Origin of the sequence: Blautia sp. AF17-9LB (genome assembly GCF_003479185.1) — a bacterium.
Lineage (GTDB): Bacteria > Bacillota > Clostridia > Lachnospirales > Lachnospiraceae > Fusicatenibacter > Fusicatenibacter saccharivorans.
Genome location: NZ_QUGU01000003.1, coordinates 199,158 through 213,677, shown reverse-complemented (window position 1 = coordinate 213,677; position 14,520 = coordinate 199,158). Strand labels below are relative to the sequence as shown.

The 14,520-nt window shown below is 48.5% G+C and carries 15 protein-coding genes; 2 read left to right on the top strand and 13 right to left on the bottom strand.

The features are described from left to right. Positions 1 to 23: 23 nt before the first annotated feature. Positions 24 to 425, bottom strand: coding sequence for a methylglyoxal synthase (locus DWX00_RS05195; RefSeq protein ID WP_022461890.1), 402 nt, complete (start codon positions 423 to 425; stop codon positions 24 to 26). A gap of 296 nt (positions 426 to 721) precedes the next feature. Between DWX00_RS05195 and DWX00_RS05185 the strand changes: the two genes are divergently transcribed. Further along, positions 722 to 943, top strand: a complete 222-nt coding sequence (locus tag DWX00_RS05185) for an alpha/beta-type small acid-soluble spore protein (protein WP_022461891.1) — start codon at positions 722 to 724, stop codon at positions 941 to 943. Positions 944 to 1,055: 112 nt separating this feature from the next. Here the strand turns inward: DWX00_RS05185 and DWX00_RS19570 are convergent, their stop codons facing one another. The 4 genes from DWX00_RS19570 to DWX00_RS05160 form a co-directional block, all read right to left on the bottom strand. Then, a complete protein-coding gene (locus tag DWX00_RS19570) occupies positions 1,056 to 1,574 on the bottom strand; it encodes a DUF6465 family protein (protein WP_022461892.1) in 519 nt (172 codons plus the stop codon). A 263-nt stretch (positions 1,575 to 1,837) separates the two neighbouring features. Continuing rightward, positions 1,838 to 3,892, bottom strand: coding sequence for an ATP-dependent DNA helicase RecG (gene recG / locus DWX00_RS05170; RefSeq protein WP_118594756.1), 2,055 nt, complete (start codon positions 3,890 to 3,892; stop codon positions 1,838 to 1,840). A gap of 18 nt (positions 3,893 to 3,910) precedes the next feature. Beyond that, positions 3,911 to 5,590 carry a DAK2 domain-containing protein gene (locus DWX00_RS05165; RefSeq protein WP_022461894.1) on the bottom strand — a complete coding sequence of 560 codons (1,680 nt, stop codon included), beginning with the start codon at positions 5,588 to 5,590 and terminating at the stop codon, positions 3,911 to 3,913. Positions 5,591 to 5,614: 24 nt separating this feature from the next. After that, on the bottom strand, positions 5,615 to 5,971 hold the full coding sequence (locus DWX00_RS05160) for an Asp23/Gls24 family envelope stress response protein (protein WP_022461895.1): 357 nt from the start codon (positions 5,969 to 5,971) through the stop codon (positions 5,615 to 5,617). Between the two features lie 244 nt (positions 5,972 to 6,215). Between DWX00_RS05160 and rpmB the strand changes: the two genes are divergently transcribed. Then, positions 6,216 to 6,401: a 50S ribosomal protein L28 gene (gene rpmB, locus DWX00_RS05155; protein WP_022461896.1), complete on the top strand. Its 186-nt coding sequence runs from the start codon at positions 6,216 to 6,218 to the stop codon at positions 6,399 to 6,401. A 393-nt stretch (positions 6,402 to 6,794) separates the two neighbouring features. Here the strand turns inward: rpmB and DWX00_RS19835 are convergent, their stop codons facing one another. The 8 genes from DWX00_RS19835 to DWX00_RS05120 all read right to left on the bottom strand — a co-directional run bounded on the left by DWX00_RS19835 (position 6,795) and on the right by DWX00_RS05120 (position 14,498). Next, entirely contained in the window at positions 6,795 to 6,941 is a 147-nt protein-coding gene (locus DWX00_RS19835; protein ID WP_167622772.1) for a hypothetical protein, read from the bottom strand. Between the two features lie 6 nt (positions 6,942 to 6,947). Continuing rightward, the gene (locus DWX00_RS05150) at positions 6,948 to 7,352 is read right to left on the bottom strand and encodes a GerW family sporulation protein (protein WP_117760321.1); all 405 of its coding nucleotides are present in this window, start codon (positions 7,350 to 7,352) and stop codon (positions 6,948 to 6,950) included. 3 nt (positions 7,353 to 7,355) lie between these two features. Beyond that, positions 7,356 to 8,339: a DUF2953 domain-containing protein gene (locus DWX00_RS05145; RefSeq protein WP_118594755.1), complete on the bottom strand. Its 984-nt coding sequence runs from the start codon at positions 8,337 to 8,339 to the stop codon at positions 7,356 to 7,358. Further along, entirely contained in the window at positions 8,336 to 8,665 is a 330-nt protein-coding gene (locus DWX00_RS05140; protein WP_022461899.1) for a hypothetical protein, read from the bottom strand. The genes DWX00_RS05145 and DWX00_RS05140 overlap by 4 nt, the downstream gene beginning before the upstream one ends. Further along, a complete protein-coding gene (locus DWX00_RS05135) occupies positions 8,649 to 9,125 on the bottom strand; it encodes an NUDIX hydrolase (protein WP_117508996.1) in 477 nt (158 codons plus the stop codon). The genes DWX00_RS05140 and DWX00_RS05135 overlap by 17 nt, the downstream gene beginning before the upstream one ends. 203 nt (positions 9,126 to 9,328) lie before the next feature. Next, positions 9,329 to 10,687: a peptidoglycan D,D-transpeptidase FtsI family protein gene (locus DWX00_RS05130; protein ID WP_179964624.1), complete on the bottom strand. Its 1,359-nt coding sequence runs from the start codon at positions 10,685 to 10,687 to the stop codon at positions 9,329 to 9,331. A gap of 55 nt (positions 10,688 to 10,742) precedes the next feature. Then, a complete protein-coding gene (locus tag DWX00_RS05125) occupies positions 10,743 to 12,257 on the bottom strand; it encodes an FtsW/RodA/SpoVE family cell cycle protein (RefSeq protein WP_117760323.1) in 1,515 nt (504 codons plus the stop codon). Between the two features lie 27 nt (positions 12,258 to 12,284). After that, positions 12,285 to 14,498, bottom strand: coding sequence for a U32 family peptidase (locus DWX00_RS05120; protein ID WP_117760324.1), 2,214 nt, complete (start codon positions 14,496 to 14,498; stop codon positions 12,285 to 12,287). Positions 14,499 to 14,520 lie beyond the last annotated feature (22 nt).

The window sequence follows — 14,520 nt, the reverse complement described above, 5'->3', positions numbered from 1 at the left end:
CCTTACTGTTTTTGTTTGATGGATCAGTCGGCTTTCAACTGCTCTCTCCAGTCCAGATCTCCTCTTGCAAGTCCCAAAATCAGAGACTCCGCGGTTCCGATATTTGTTGCAATCGGGATATTGTACTGGTCGCAGGTACGGATAATTTTGTAGACATCCGGCTCTTTCGGATTGATCATCGTCGGATTGTAAAAGAAAATTACCATATCCATATCGCCGCGTTCAATCATTTCGGTAAACTGTTTGTCTCCGCCTACGCTTCCAGGCAGAAACTTGTGTACATGAAGGTTCGTCACCTCTTCAATCCGCCGTCCGGTGGTTCCGGTGGCGTACACCTCATGTTTCATGAGGATTCCCTTGTATGCAATACAGAAATCCTCGATCAGACTCTTCTTGCTGTTGTGTGCTATGATTCCAATATTCATTACTGCAAACCGCCCCTTCTCCTGTTTTTACTACCATGTACAGCAATTATAACAAATTTATTTTCAATACGCAATTCTTTTTGTGAATTTTTTACACAGTTTTTATATTTTTTTCTGCCGTTCCATTTTTCCTTCTTCTTTTACTTTCTCCGCTTTTCCGGAAAAAATACAGAATCTGGAAGTTTATTTTTGTTTTCTTTCCACATACTATGACCGTAGCAGAACAGATGAGAAACACATCCGGATCTGCTTCACAGCAGCTTTTAACAAGCACAAAGATAAAGGAGGGAATGAACATGGCGAATCGTTCATCGAATACCGCAGCAGTACCAGAAGCAAAAGGCGCTCTGGACAAATTCAAATTTGAGGTGGCAAGCGAACTCGGCGTGCCGCTCAGTGATGGCTACAACGGTAACCTGACTTCCAAACAGAATGGTTCTGTCGGAGGTTATATGGTCAAAAAGATGATTGAGCAGCAGGAACGCCAGATGTCCGGCGGTTCTTCTGGCCAGTACTAATCATCCCGGTATAACATCCTGATGCCGGAACAGGCATCAAAAAGCGTGAGCTCTTTTCTTTTCGGAAAAGCTCACGCTTTTTTCTTGCTCCTGCAGAGCTGGTACATAATACTTACAGATCAATGCTTCCGGTTACATCATCATTGATTACGTAGTAAGCAGTAAATTCCTCCGGTTTTACATAAACCTTCAGGCTCTTTAATTCCTCTGCTTTCTTGCCATATCCTTCGATCCAGATCTGCTGGATTCTCTCGTACAGATCTTTCTCCTTGATTTCTCTTCCGCCGAACTGCAGAATCATCTCCTGCTCCGCTTCTTTCTTTGCTGCTTTTGCAGGTGCTTTTTTTTCTGCCGGCTTTTTCGCTGCTGCTGGTTTTTTCGGTGCAGCCGCTTTCTTTGTCGTTGTTTTCTTTGCTGTTGTGCGGGTTGTTTTTGCAGCTTTTGCTGCCGGTTTTTCTTCTGCTTTTGCAGGTGCTTCCTCTGCTGCTGCAGTTTCCTTTACAACTTCTTTTGCAACTTCTTTTACAGCTTCTTTCTCTGCTGCGGTTGTTTTTTCTGCTGCTTTGGTCTCTACTTTTACTGTCTCGTTCTCTGCTGTCTTAGCCTGGGCAGCTGGTTTTTTCTTTACCATATCTGTTTCCTCCCATTTGGACCGGCCCTGTATATTTTGGAAGAGCCGTCCTGCAAACTATCATTCAGGCGAACGCTTGACACTCATGGTCCGCACATTTTTTGATTCCTTGTTTATGATACATGAATTTTTTTGGCATTTCAAGTAATATCTGATTTCGCACGAATTTTCCACGAAATTGTACAGTCATTTTCCATACTATCCAATCAGGCTGTTACTTTTATCCGATTTTGCATTTTAAAGCCGGATTTTTTTGTAATTTTTCACAATCCAATGTCGTGGTTTTCCAGATCAAGATACGATTTCATTACCTTTTTCAGCAGTTCATGCTCCGGTTTTTCAAAATAAGGATCGTCGGCAAGCAGTTCTGAAGCCGCCTCACTCGCTTTCTGCAGGATATCGGCATCCCGGAAAATATCTGCCATCTGGAATTCCATATCCCCGCTCTGGCGCGTTCCCAGCAGATCGCCGCTGCCGCGCAGTTTCAAATCTTCCGAAGCAATATAAAACCCGTCGTTCGAATGGTTCAGGATTTCCAGACGTTTGGCGGTCTCCTGATCTTTGTTTCCGCTGATGAAAATACAGTAGGACTGATGCTCTCCTCTTCCGACACGTCCGCGGAGCTGATGGAGCTGTGCAAGGCCGAACCGTTCGGCATTTTCCACCATCATCACCGTCGCATTCGGCACGTTGACACCGACCTCCACGACTGTCGTCGAGACGAGTACCTGGATTTCTCCGCTGGCGAACCGCTCCATGATCTCGTTTTTCTGCGCCGCCTTCATCTGTCCGTGCAGCATCTCTACTGTGATGCCCGGCAACTCTTTTTTCAGGAGCTGTGTATAGTCGGTGACGTTTTCCGCTTCCAGACCCTCGCTCTCCTCCACCATCGGGCAGATCACATACGCCTGACGGCCCAGTTCGACCTGACGCGTGATAAAGCGGTAAGCTTTTGGACGGTAAGACGTATCCACCACACAGTTTTTGATCGGCAGACGCTTCGCCGGAAGTTCATCAATCACAGAAATCGAAAGATCTCCGTACAGAATGATAGCCAGGGTTCTTGGAATCGGCGTTGCACTCATAACGAGAACATTCGGCGGTTCCCCTTTTTCAGCAAGTGCCGTTCTCTGCCGGACACCGAAGCGGTGCTGTTCGTCTGTGATGACAAGCGCCAGATTTTTGTACTGTACCTTTTCCTGAATCAGTGCATGTGTGCCGATCACCATTTTGCAGCTTCCGTCTTCCAGACTGGCATAGATTTCCCGGCGTTCTTTTGCTTTCGTGGATCCAGTCAGAAGGCGGGGATTGTATTCCGTCAGATTGTTTTCTTTCAACAGAGTGCAGAGCGATTCATAATGCTGCCGCGCCAGAACCTCCGTCGGAACCATCAGCGCCGACTGGTAGCCGTTCTCAGCTGTCATAATCATTGCAAGGAATGCCAGAATCGTCTTTCCGCTTCCGACATCTCCCTGTACCAGCCGCGCCATGCGGGTATGACCTTTTAAGTCCCGCTCCAGTTCGCCCCACACGCGCATCTGTGCATTCGTGAGACGGTACGGCATATTTTCGATGACTTCCTCCGTCTTCCAGACGGCGCGGATCGGGAACACATTGGTAATTCCCTCCGTCTGCTCTTTTAACTGCCGCAGGGACAGGATGAAGAGAAAAAACTCTTCGAACACAATTCTGCGCCGCGCCGTTGCCAGATGCTCCTGGTCTTTTGGAAAATGAACCTCATGGAGGGCATAATTGATTTCACAGAGTTCATACCGGGCACGGATTTTCTCCGGCAGATAGTCCTGCGCAGGTGCGCATCGTTCCAGCACCTGTGCTACGGCCTTGCTCACCATCTTGTTCGTGAGACCGGCTGTCAGCCCATAAACCGGCTGAAGACTTGCCAGAAGCTCATGGTATGCGGCAGGAGTGAAGATTTCCGGCTGCTCCATCACGAGACGGCCTGATTTTTCCTGTATCTTTCCGCGGAAGATAAAAACACTGCCTTTCTTCAGCGTGCTCCGCAGAAACGGCATATTAAACCAGGTAAGCTGCAGCCGCACCGGCTCCTCGTAGAGTTCCAGGACAACGACGCTCTTTCTCTGGTTTCCTTTTACCGACGGACTGTGGACAATTCTTCCGTATACCGCATTCTTTTCCTCTTGTCTGCATTCGCGAAGGGGAACCGGCTCTGCATAGCAGTCATAATCTCTTGGATAATAATGCAGAAGCTGCTGCAAATTGTAGATTCCTACTTTTGCAAACAGCTTCTCCGTTTTTTCACCGATCCCCTTCAGTGTTGTCAGGGGTTCCGTATTCATATTTTTCTTTCCTTACTCTTATTCAACCGAAACGACACAGTAGTAAATCGGCTGTCCGCCATAGTTTACTTCCACATCGCAGTCCGGATATGCCTGCTCGATTTTTTCGCCAAGGCTTTCGGCATCTTCCTCACTCATATCTTCACCGTAGTAGATGCTGATCAGCTCGCTGTCCTCATCGACCATGGCGCGGATGGTTTCTTCTGCAACGGTAAGAATATCCTGTCCGACAGCGAGAAGTCCGTGATCGCCAAGTCCCATGATGTCGCCCTGATGGATCTCTTTCTCATCGATGTGGGTATCACGTACCGCGTACGTTACCTGACCGGTTTTCACCATCTGGATGCCCTCTGTCATGGCCTCCTCGTTCTCTTCTGCAGATTTCTCCGGCACATAGCTGATCATGGCTGTGATGCCCTGCGGAACGGTTTTGGTCGGAACAACGATGATATTTTTGTCCTCAGTCATGGCTTTTGCCTGATTTGCTGCGAGGATGATATTTTTGTTGTTCGGCAGAATAAAGATATTCTTTGCATTGACCTTCTCAATTGCAGTCAGCATATCCTCGGTGCTCGGGTTCATGGTCTGACCGCCCTCGATCAGGTAATCAACACCGAGTCCCTGGAAGATCTCTTTGATTCCCTCTCCGATGGACACGGCAATGAATCCGTTCTCCTTCGGCGGCTGTTTTGCTGCTTCTTTTCTCTTCTTATCTTCCTCTGCCTGCTGTGCTGCGATCTTTTCTGCGTTCTTGATCAGGCGCTCCTGATGCTCCTCACGCATGTTGTCGATCTTCATTCTGGTCAGCTGTCCGTACGTCAGCGCCTTGGAAATTGCTTTTCCAGGATCGTTGGTATGTACGTGTACCTTAACCAGCTCATCGTCTGCAACGAGAACGATCGAATCTCCGATTCCGTTCAGGAAATCTTTGAATGCATAAACCTCTTCATCCGGAAGCGGGTTTTCCAGCATAATGATAAACTCGGTGCAGTAGCCGAATTTGATTTCTTTTTCTGTCTCTTTGGACGGTCTGACAAATTCTGTCTTTGCTTCCGGCATCTCGAAATTCAGATCAATCTCTTTCCCGAGGAACGCGTCATATGCGCCCTGCAGTACGGTTAAGAGACCCTGTCCGCCGGAATCCACAACGCCTGCCTCTTTTAATACCGGCAGCATCTCTGGTGTCTGGGAGAGCACGTACTCTGCATGCGCGAGAACGTCCTCGATGAATGCGTTCAGATCTTCGCTTTCCGGTGCAAGCTCTGCTGCTTTCTCTGCTGCTCCCTTTGCCACGGTCAGGATGGTACCTTCTTTTGGCTTCATAACGGCTTTGTATGCAGTCTCGACTGCTTTTTCCATTGCCTCTGCAAGAATCTCTGCATTCAGCTCTTGATAGTCGCGGATCTTCTTGGTAAAGCCACGAAGGAGCTGGGAAAGAATAACGCCGGAGTTACCTCTGGCACCGCGCAGAGAACCGGAAGAGATTGCCTTGGAAAGGTTGTACATGTTCACTTCTGTGAGCGAGTTTACTTCCTTGACTGCGGACATGATCGTCAGCGTCATGTTGGTACCTGTGTCGCCGTCCGGTACCGGGAACACGTTCAGCTCATTGATCCACTCTTTCTTTACTTCCAGATTTTTTGCACCAGCCAGAAACATTTTTGCCAGTAAGCCGGCATCAATTGTATTTGTAGCCACTTTCTTCATTTCCTCCTATTACCATCAGTCGATGACGCGAACGCCTTCAACCAGGATGTTGATTTTTTCAATTTCCATTCCGGTGAACTCTTCCACCTTGTATTTCACATTATTGATCAGGTTATCTGTTACGGCAGAAATACTGACTCCGTAAGAAACAATCACGTGGAAATCCAGGGAAATTTTATTTTCCGAAATCGATACATTGATTCCGTGTGTCAGACTCTCTTTTTTCAGAAGTTTGACCAGTCCATCTTTCATGTTTACCGCTGCCATTCCGACAATGCCGAAGCACTCCACAGCAACGCTGCCCGCATACAGGGCGATTACATCCGGATTGATTACGATTTCTCCCAAGCCTGTATTCATACGACCTTTCATGCCTTGTATCCTCCAATTCCATCATACTATTCAAAACACATGGAGACAGGAATAACTGACTCCACTCTACGATACATTATAACCGCTTTTCCGCAAAAAAGAAAGTTTAAAATGAAAAACCTTCAAAATTCATATAATTTTTTCATTTTTTACTTGCAAAACCGGTATAGATCTGTTAGAATGACTTATGTTGTGAGTCTAAAATGCGTTTTGACTCAAGTACGTATGTCAAGGAGGTGCAATCATGGCAAAGTGTGCAATTTGTGAGAAGGGTGCTCATTTCGGAAACAACGTAAGTCATTCACATAGAAGAAGCAATAAAATGTGGAAATCTAACGTAAAATCTGTCAAAGTTAAAGTTGACGGTGTACCGCAGAAAATGTACGTATGTACTTCCTGCTTAAGATCCGGAAAAGTAGAGCGTGCATAAGTTGAATGGTTAAAAGGCCTTTCCAGTCCGGGAAGGCTTTTTTGCTGTTTAAAAATAGAATTAAGATTTTAAAAAAAGTTCTGGGAAGAGCAAACAGGACATAAGTTTTCGCTTATGCCCTGTTGTGCTCTATTTTTTATATTTTAAAAGGGAGAAAAAAATAGCGTGGTCTCTTAAGCTGAACCTGCCAACGATCCATATGCTTAGCAAAAGAAAAAGAGCATCCTACCGAAACTTTCATTCTGGTAAGACGCCCTCGTCTTGATCTATGATATTAGTATAGTTGGCTGATTCATTTAAGATGGACTTATTATAGCGCAGCTTTCTTCATTTTGCAAGTATTTCTCTGTACAAATCAGCCAGTTCATTTCCGATCTTTTTGTGCATCTTTCACTATTCCCCTGTATTGCAGAACAGATGATATCCCACGCACAGCAGCAGAGCGGCCGCAAGAACCGTAAGAAATGAGCTGCGGATCATCAGGCTGATGAGAAGCCCGACCCCCATCCAAAACAGCAGAAAACCTAAAATTCTGCACAAACGAGCTTACTCCTTATCCGCCTCTTGGTTTATTATATGCTCTACTTTCTCTGCGGTATACCCGTCCTCTTCCTTTTTGCCGGTAAAGCGGCTGATCAGATCCGGAGCCATGTCAATGATTTTGGTGACAGCATCCTGGTTTTTGATGTTGACCAGACGCGTTCCGTTTTTGCTGATGACAAGAACGGCGCTCGGAGAAATTTTTCCGCCCATACCGCCTCCTGCATTGTTCTTTGCATTTTCTGCGAATGCACCCGCTCCCACGCCGAAGGAAACGTCTACCAGCGGCAGAAGAATCGTATCCTCAATGTGGATCGCCTCACCTACGACCGTCTTTGTTGTGATAAAACTGTCCATTCCGCGGAACAGTGCTTCTACGGTATTCTGAAATGTGTTGTCCTTTTCTGCCATCTTTTAGGCCTCCTTGTGTTTGAAATGTCGTATGGTTTTCCGAAGATTCTGATCCCGGAATAATCGAAGTGCAATGCCGGCTGCTGTCACAGCCTGAAAACTTCCTTTCATCCGGACATCGCCCTGGAGAATTTCCTGTTCGAAATCCGGCTGGATGGAAAGGTCTTTCGGCAGTTTTCCATAAATCATACCCAGAATGCCGAGTGTCTCTCCGGTCAGTGCCGGATCGTTAAATCCGAACCGGACTGTGCCGGTTACTTTTTTCGGTGCTGCTTTCTTCAGGAAATAAAGCACTTCTTTCTTTGCATGGAGCAGCGCCTCACGGAACATCTTCGAACGGAAGAATTTTTTCACACTCTCCCACTTTCTTTTTAACCGTCTGCCTGCCTGGATTTTCTGCTCCAGTTTTTCAAGCAGACGGAACGGAAGTTCCAACAGCCGGAAAGCTGTCTGCAGCAGACGGCTGGCAAGATTCAGCAGTTTTTCCGGAAGATATTCGATCCTTCCGAAAAACCGTTCCAGAATGCTTTTTTTCGGCGCATCCGGTTCCTGCTCTTGCTCTGGCTGCTCCTTCTGTGCTGTCACCTTCTGCTGCTTTTCTTTCTGGTCCGGTGCTTTCTGCTCTGCTGTTTTTTCTGCTTCCAGCGCATTTTCTGTCTCATTTTCCTCCGTCCGGGGCACGGACGCTTCTCCCCGGCGGATCTTTTTCAGCCGCCGTTTCCATGTTTCCAGTGATGCCCCGAAAAGCAGAATCTGCGCCTCCGGCTTCTGTTCCTCATACGAGGCCGTCAGCGCGACAGCTCCGAAAAGCCACGATACTCTTCCACTCGCTTTTACGCAGGCAAATCCCTCTTCTTCTTTCAGAACCTGCGCCCGGTAGCAAAAAGGAAGAAACAGGACGGTGCAGACGATAAGAAGCACGAGAAACAGTAAAACAAGGAGTAAAATCCCCAGTGCCTTCAAAATCATGAATAGTATATGTATCATTCACATCCCTCAATCCGGTTCAGCAGCCATTCCCGGATTTTTACTTCTCCGGTTTCCCGATAAGTTTCCAATGCGATCGCCTCCACAAGCTCAAAAGCTTCCTCGCGCGACACGGCAAGTCCGACAATCATCGGACAGTTTCTCCGCACGGCCGGCTGCAAAAGCAGATCCGCCGGAATTACATCCAGATTGTTCTGCTGATTGGAAGGCAGTGTGAGGAGCCAGACTCCCGGAACTGCTTTTTTGTTCTCAATCCGGCGCATCCATTTTTTCTGTTTCTTTTTTGCAGTATCCCCGACGTACAGATTTTTATACCAGTTTACCATATTTTCCCTGAGCCTGTGGCTGAACCTTCCATAAATTTGCTCTCTTCAGTTCCAGATACTCCTGATAGGCCTTTTCCAGAATCTGCCGTTCATTGGAAAACTTCAGCAGATGATATGCTTCGTGATACTTGTAATAGCCCGAATCCACAAAGTATTCTTCTCTCTGTGGACGGCTGTAGTAGCCGGATGAGACCATCAGATACCAGTGCACCTCTTTTTCCACGGTGTCCTCCGGAATGCTGAAGCTGTACTGGCTTTTTCCCACGTACTTGATGATGGTGCCGTGTACGCCGGACTCCTCATATACCTCGCGGACAGCAGTCTGTTCATGGGTTTCTCCCGGCTCAACGGTTCCTTTCGGCAGAACCCAGCCTTCATATTTGTTGCGGTAGCTTTTGTAAAGCGTCAATATTTTTCCACGGTAGATTACGATACCTCCGCAGCTTACTGCTTCGATCATACGTTTTAAGCTCCTTCTGGCTTTTTCCATTCCCTGACAGCTCTTTTCTTCCCGCTTGCCGCCAGATCTTCTGTTAAAAAGTATACCTCTTTTCCCGCCCCCGCGCAACCTTAAAACCGCATCCTTTTTCTAACATTTTTCTAAAAATTCAGAAAACGCGCCCGAACCCATCCTTTCCGGTTCGAACGCGTTTTTTTCATCGTTTACTGCTGTGCATAATATGCTTCAATTACCTGTCTTGCAATCGGTACAGCGACTTCACTCGAATATCCGCCGTTTTCTGCCACAACAGCAATGACAATATCAGGATCATCCGCATTGGAGAATCCGACAAACCAGGAATGCGGTGTCTCTCCGTCGCTTCCGTGTTCTGCGGTTCCTGTTTTACCGGCGATATTGTACGGCAGATCCGAAAGTGAAACTGCAGTTCCGCTCTGGACAACGCCTTTCATCAGCTCTGTCAGCGTATTGGCTTCGCTCTCGGACATTACCGTGCCAAGAGACTCTTTGTAAAAGGTTTTGACTGCCTGTCCGTCCGCAGACACAATGTTGTCCACATAACGCGGTTTGATCATTTCTCCGTCATTTGCAACCGCGGAGGCGATCAGTGCCATCTCCATCGGTGTTACCAGCGTATCGCCCTGGCCAATGGAGGTCTGCATCACAAGAGCATCCGCCGTTGTCGAATCAAGGTCGAAAGAACTTTTGCTGGTCGGAAGCTCCAGATCCAGACGGCTGTTCAGATACAGGGAATCCGCCAGCGAGCGGAAGGCATCTTTATCCAGCCCAAGGCCAATCTGTGCAAAGGCAGAGTTGCACGAATGTGCAAACGCACCTGCAAAATCTTCCGGTCCATGCACTTCACCGCCGGAGCAGTGAATCGTATAGTTTCCTGCTGTCAGCTCACCGTCACAGTCGAACGAAAAACCGTCCAGTGTGCCGTTCTGACGGAGATACGCAAGCGAAGTAACAATCTTGAACGTAGATCCCGGCGGATATCTTCCCTGCAGACCGCGGTTCAGAAACACGCCGCTCTCATCGTCTGCGTTCAGTGCCTCCCAGTCCTCATCAATCGTATTAGGATTAAAAACCGGATTGCTCACATTGGCAAGTACACGGCCCGTTTTTGCCTCCAGCACGACAACTGCACCGCGGTATCCGTCCAGTGCATCGGCCGCGGCCTGCTGGAGTGTTGTATTCAGCGTTGTATAGAGACTGTCTCCCGGGTTCTTCGCATCGCTGAATTCATTCTTTACCTGCTTTAACTTACTTGTATGGGACTCCATCAGCATATAGTTGTAGGAAGATTCGAGGCCGCTGTTTCCTTTTCCCGTGTAGCCAACCACCTGCGCAAACAGGCTGCCGAACGGATACGTTCTTACCTCATCCCCGTTTTCATCTGTCGTCGTCTTTGCCAGTTCCTGGCCGTCCGCAGAATAGATTGTTCCGCGGATCACGCGCTCTGCATAGTTATTCTGTCTCGTATTGTAAGAACTATTCAGAAATTCTTCTTTCCGCACGACATTAAAGTAAACGAGATACGCGATCAGCCCAAGAAACATTGCCACGAACAGGAACGAAACGATCAGATACGGCCCTGCGCCGTTGTTTGCCGCCTTACCAGTGGAGGCTGTTCTCGGTCTGCTCTTCGATCCGCCGTTCGAATTCATCCGGCTGCTCGCGGTACTTCTGGCGGGTTCCCTGTCCGTCGTTCCGGCTGCCGCTCTTCTTTCGTCTTTCGGTCTCTTCGTCCGGGCGTCGTTTTTTCTTGGCGCCTGGGTCGTTTTTCTGCTGGTTTCGTTTCTTCTTGTTTTGTCTTTTCTCAAGCTCCTCACCTTCGTCTTCCCTTAAGATGTACAATCCCTGAATGATCGACAGCATCAGCACCGTGGAGAACATAGAGCTTCCTCCATAGCTGACCAGCGGCAGCGTGATACCTGTCATAGGAATAAATTTAATGGTTCCTCCGATGGTGAGGAACACCTGTGTCGCATATTCCGTTCCAAGACCCATGGCAATCAGTTTGTAGAACCGTTTGCTCATCTTCATGGAAATATTGATAATCAGAAGGAATGTGGACATGCACAGCAGAATCAGGCAGATTCCGAAGATAATGCCCATCTCCTCACAGATCGCACAGAAAATAAAGTCTTTCGTTGCAACCGGGATAATGTCAGGCCGTCCCTCGAAAAGGCCGGTTCCGAACCATCCGCCGGAGCACATGCCGAAGAGGCCCTGTGCTAACTGGCTGCTGATATCCCAGTTTCCGATCGGATCCTGCCAGAGTGCCACACGGTTCCGTACATGGGAAAACAGGAAATACGCCACAACGCAGGCGGCACTCATTCCCGCAAGTCCCAAAAGCGGATATCTGGCTTTTCTCGTTGCCACATAGATTACAACCACGTACGCCATAAAGAAGACAAACGCAGTTCCAAGGTCGGTGGATGCAACAAGGATCAGCACATGAACTGCCGCAATGACCGTTGCTTTCACAACGTTTCCAAAGGAATTATCCTCGCGCAGCATGCCTGCCATAAAGAACACGAGTGTGATCTTGGCAATCTCGGAGAGCTGGAACGTAATGCCGTGGATTTCGATCGACAGCTTCGCACCGCCGGAAGTAAAGCCAAGCACCATAACGACGGAAAGCATGGCAATTCCGAGCACAGCGTAAATCCAGGTCAGATTTTTCAGGAACTTGCCCTTTCGGACAATGACCGGAATGATGAAGCAGAGCAGTGTGGATGCCGCCAGAATTTTGTACTGGGACATCGCCTTTGACACGCTCAGTCTCGTCAGAATAATCATGCTGATCGAGAGCAGCATACACATGTTGTTTACCAGGATCATCGATGCCTTCCGGTAAATCAGGCGGTACAGGATCTGTACGCCCAGGATATACGCCATCGTGAGCAGAAACATCTGAATCGTTGATACTTCGCCCTCCTGCAGGAACATCACGAAGAAACAGATGAAATTCATCAGAATGATCATGATGATCTGCCGCATCAGAATGTAATGGCGCTCATCCTCATCCCGCTCTTTGAGTGCAGCAAACGACTGCACGGTAAAACAGATCATGAGGAAGGTAATCACATATTTTGATAACTGAACAATGGTATTTTCCATAAATTCCCCTTATTTTTTTCTCACCGTTTACTCTACTTTCCGGCGGAAATGGCCTTTGGTATATTCCTGTTCGGCCGGAACTGCGATTCCTTTACAGTACGTTCCAGCAAACGCAGCGGCGATTTCTTTTGTCTCCTCCAGTGTCTCGATGGTAAAATTCAGCCGCACCGCAGCCGGATGCATGGACCGGATCTCATCGGCTTCTTTTACCAGGCCGAGCGGAAGGCTGTTGTAGATCACACTGTAGCACGAGGTGCAGTAACTCTTCACCGGGAAGTATTTTCCCATCCGGTCTTTTAAGCGTACCAGAGAATAACTGTGATTGCAGCCGTTCAGGTTCTTCTGGACACACTGGGCGGAAACCATCATCGGAAGGTAGCCGTAGACCACCATTTCGCTGTTCGTATTGTCACGTTTTCCGATTTCCCGCTCGTTCAGCTCATACGGAACGGTATCACGCTGCACGCCCTGCTCCTGCCAGAATGCCTGCGCACGGCTGTTGTACGTGTAAACGCTGTAATCGAGCCGGATATCCTTTTCCATTCCCATCTCTTTCAAAAACGAAAAGCTTTCGAGATTGCGGATCAGGAAACCGCCAAGACCGATCTCCTTCAGACAGCGGAACGTGTCGCGGTATTCCTTCAGATCGCCTTCACGCACAACGTGCGGCAGCATCAGATAAACCTGTTTTCCCAGTTCTTTCGCCTGCAGGATGCCTTTTTCCGCCTGCTCTTCGAAGATTTCCCGTTTGAAGCATCCCATGCCGGCGTAGATCGTCGTGATCTCCGGAATCTCGAGCAGTGCATTCCACTGGGCTCTCGTCTCGGCAGATGCGGTCAGCTCCATTTTCTTTTCTGCCCTGCTCTCCTGGTCCGGTTTTCCAGATGCTTTTGCTTCCTGTTCCGGCTTTTCCGCTGCTTTTCTGCGGTATGGCTCTGTCATCTCTTTCACCAGCTGGTCTGAAACGCCTCTCCGCAGCTCGTTTAACGTCTGCATCGGCACGAAACAGTTGTCATCCATACAGACATCGAGTTCTTTGAAATAGAATGGTGTCTCGCCTGTCTTTTCCAGCTGTGTTTTTACGCGTTCCTCGGTCAGCGGCTGCTTCTTTGCCGGTTCTACCATGCCCGCCTCTGCTGTTACGCTGTATTTTCCGCTTTCTGCACTTAAGAACGCCGGCTGGCCCGGATACAGGGTCAGAAAGCCGGAAATCGGCTCTTTTGCCTCAGTCTCGATATAATCTCTCTGGATCTCATAAAAGAGCTGCTCATTTCTGCGCTGTTTCTTTTTATTTTCCTGCTCTTTTTCGTTCTTCAGCGCCATCATATCGCGTCCGTTTCTTACGGTATAATAGCTTTTGTTGAAACCGTCACGGTTATACAGCTCATACAGCTTTTTCATGTCCTCCGGCAGAACGTGGAAACGAGACGGCTTTTTTTCGTACAGATCGAGGTATTTGCGGTAAATGCTGACAACGCCCGCTGTATACTCCGGCTTTTTCATTCTGCCTTCGATTTTGAGGGACATAATTCCGGATTTTACAATCTCCGGCAGCAGTTCTACCGTACACATATCCTTCGGGCTTAACGGATAGCGGTCGCCCGGCTCCCCCATGCGGTGGTTGTCTTTATCGTACGCTTCGTACGGCAGACGGCACGGCTGCGCGCATCTTCCGCGGTTTCCGCTTCTTCCGCCGATCAGGCTGGAAAAAAGGCACTGTCCCGAATAGCAGTAGCAGAGCGCCCCGTGGACGAAGCATTCAATTTCAAGGTTGGTCGTCCGGTGGATTTTCTGGATCTCCGCAAACGAAAGCTCACGGGCCGGTACCACACGCGTTGCGCCAAGGCTCTCCAGGAAACGCGCTCCCGCAGATCCTGTCACTGTCATCTGTGTGCTCGCATGAATGTCGAGATCCGGGAACCAGGAGCGGACCGCCTTTAAAACGCCCATATCCTGGACAATCACGGCATCCAGTCCCTGCTCATAGTACAGACGCAGATACGGATACAGTTTCTCTTCCAGTTCCTCCTCTTTTAAGAGGGTGTTGACCGTCAGATACAGTTTCCGGTTCCGCAGATGGACGTAATCGATGGCTGAGAGAATCTCCTGCTCATCCAGATTTTTTGCATACGCTCTTGCGCCGAATGCGGCTCCGCCGAGATAGACGGCATCCGCACCGGCGGAAACTGCTGCTTTTAACGCTTCCATCGAACCGGCTGGTGCTAATAATTCTGTCTTCATCTTTATCTCCTAAAAACGGGCG

Bases quoted from the DNA above. Each gene is read 5' to 3' on its own strand.
- DWX00_RS05150 (WP_117760321.1), bottom strand. From the start codon at position 7,352: ATGGCAGAAAAGGACAACACATTTCAGAATACCGTAGAAGCACTGTTC.
- DWX00_RS05135 (WP_117508996.1), bottom strand. From the start codon at position 9,125: ATGATCGAAGCAGTAAGCTGCGGAGGTATCGTAATCTACCGTGGAAAA.
- DWX00_RS05185 (WP_022461891.1), top strand. From the start codon at position 722: ATGGCGAATCGTTCATCGAATACCGCAGCAGTACCAGAAGCAAAAGGC.
- rpmB (WP_022461896.1), top strand. From the start codon at position 6,216: ATGGCAAAGTGTGCAATTTGTGAGAAGGGTGCTCATTTCGGAAACAAC.
- DWX00_RS05125 (WP_117760323.1), bottom strand. From the start codon at position 12,257: ATGGAAAATACCATTGTTCAGTTATCAAAATATGTGATTACCTTCCTC.
- DWX00_RS05130 (WP_179964624.1), bottom strand. From the start codon at position 10,687: ATGTTTCTTGGGCTGATCGCGTATCTCGTTTACTTTAATGTCGTGCGG.
- DWX00_RS05195 (WP_022461890.1), bottom strand. From the start codon at position 425: ATGAATATTGGAATCATAGCACACAACAGCAAGAAGAGTCTGATCGAG.
- DWX00_RS19570 (WP_022461892.1), bottom strand. From the start codon at position 1,574: ATGGTAAAGAAAAAACCAGCTGCCCAGGCTAAGACAGCAGAGAACGAG.
- DWX00_RS05120 (WP_117760324.1), bottom strand. From the start codon at position 14,498: ATGAAGACAGAATTATTAGCACCAGCCGGTTCGATGGAAGCGTTAAAA.
- recG (WP_118594756.1), bottom strand. From the start codon at position 3,892: ATGAATACGGAACCCCTGACAACACTGAAGGGGATCGGTGAAAAAACG.
- DWX00_RS05145 (WP_118594755.1), bottom strand. From the start codon at position 8,339: ATGATACATATACTATTCATGATTTTGAAGGCACTGGGGATTTTACTC.
- DWX00_RS05160 (WP_022461895.1), bottom strand. From the start codon at position 5,971: ATGAAAGGTCGTATGAATACAGGCTTGGGAGAAATCGTAATCAATCCG.
- DWX00_RS05140 (WP_022461899.1), bottom strand. From the start codon at position 8,665: ATGGTAAACTGGTATAAAAATCTGTACGTCGGGGATACTGCAAAAAAG.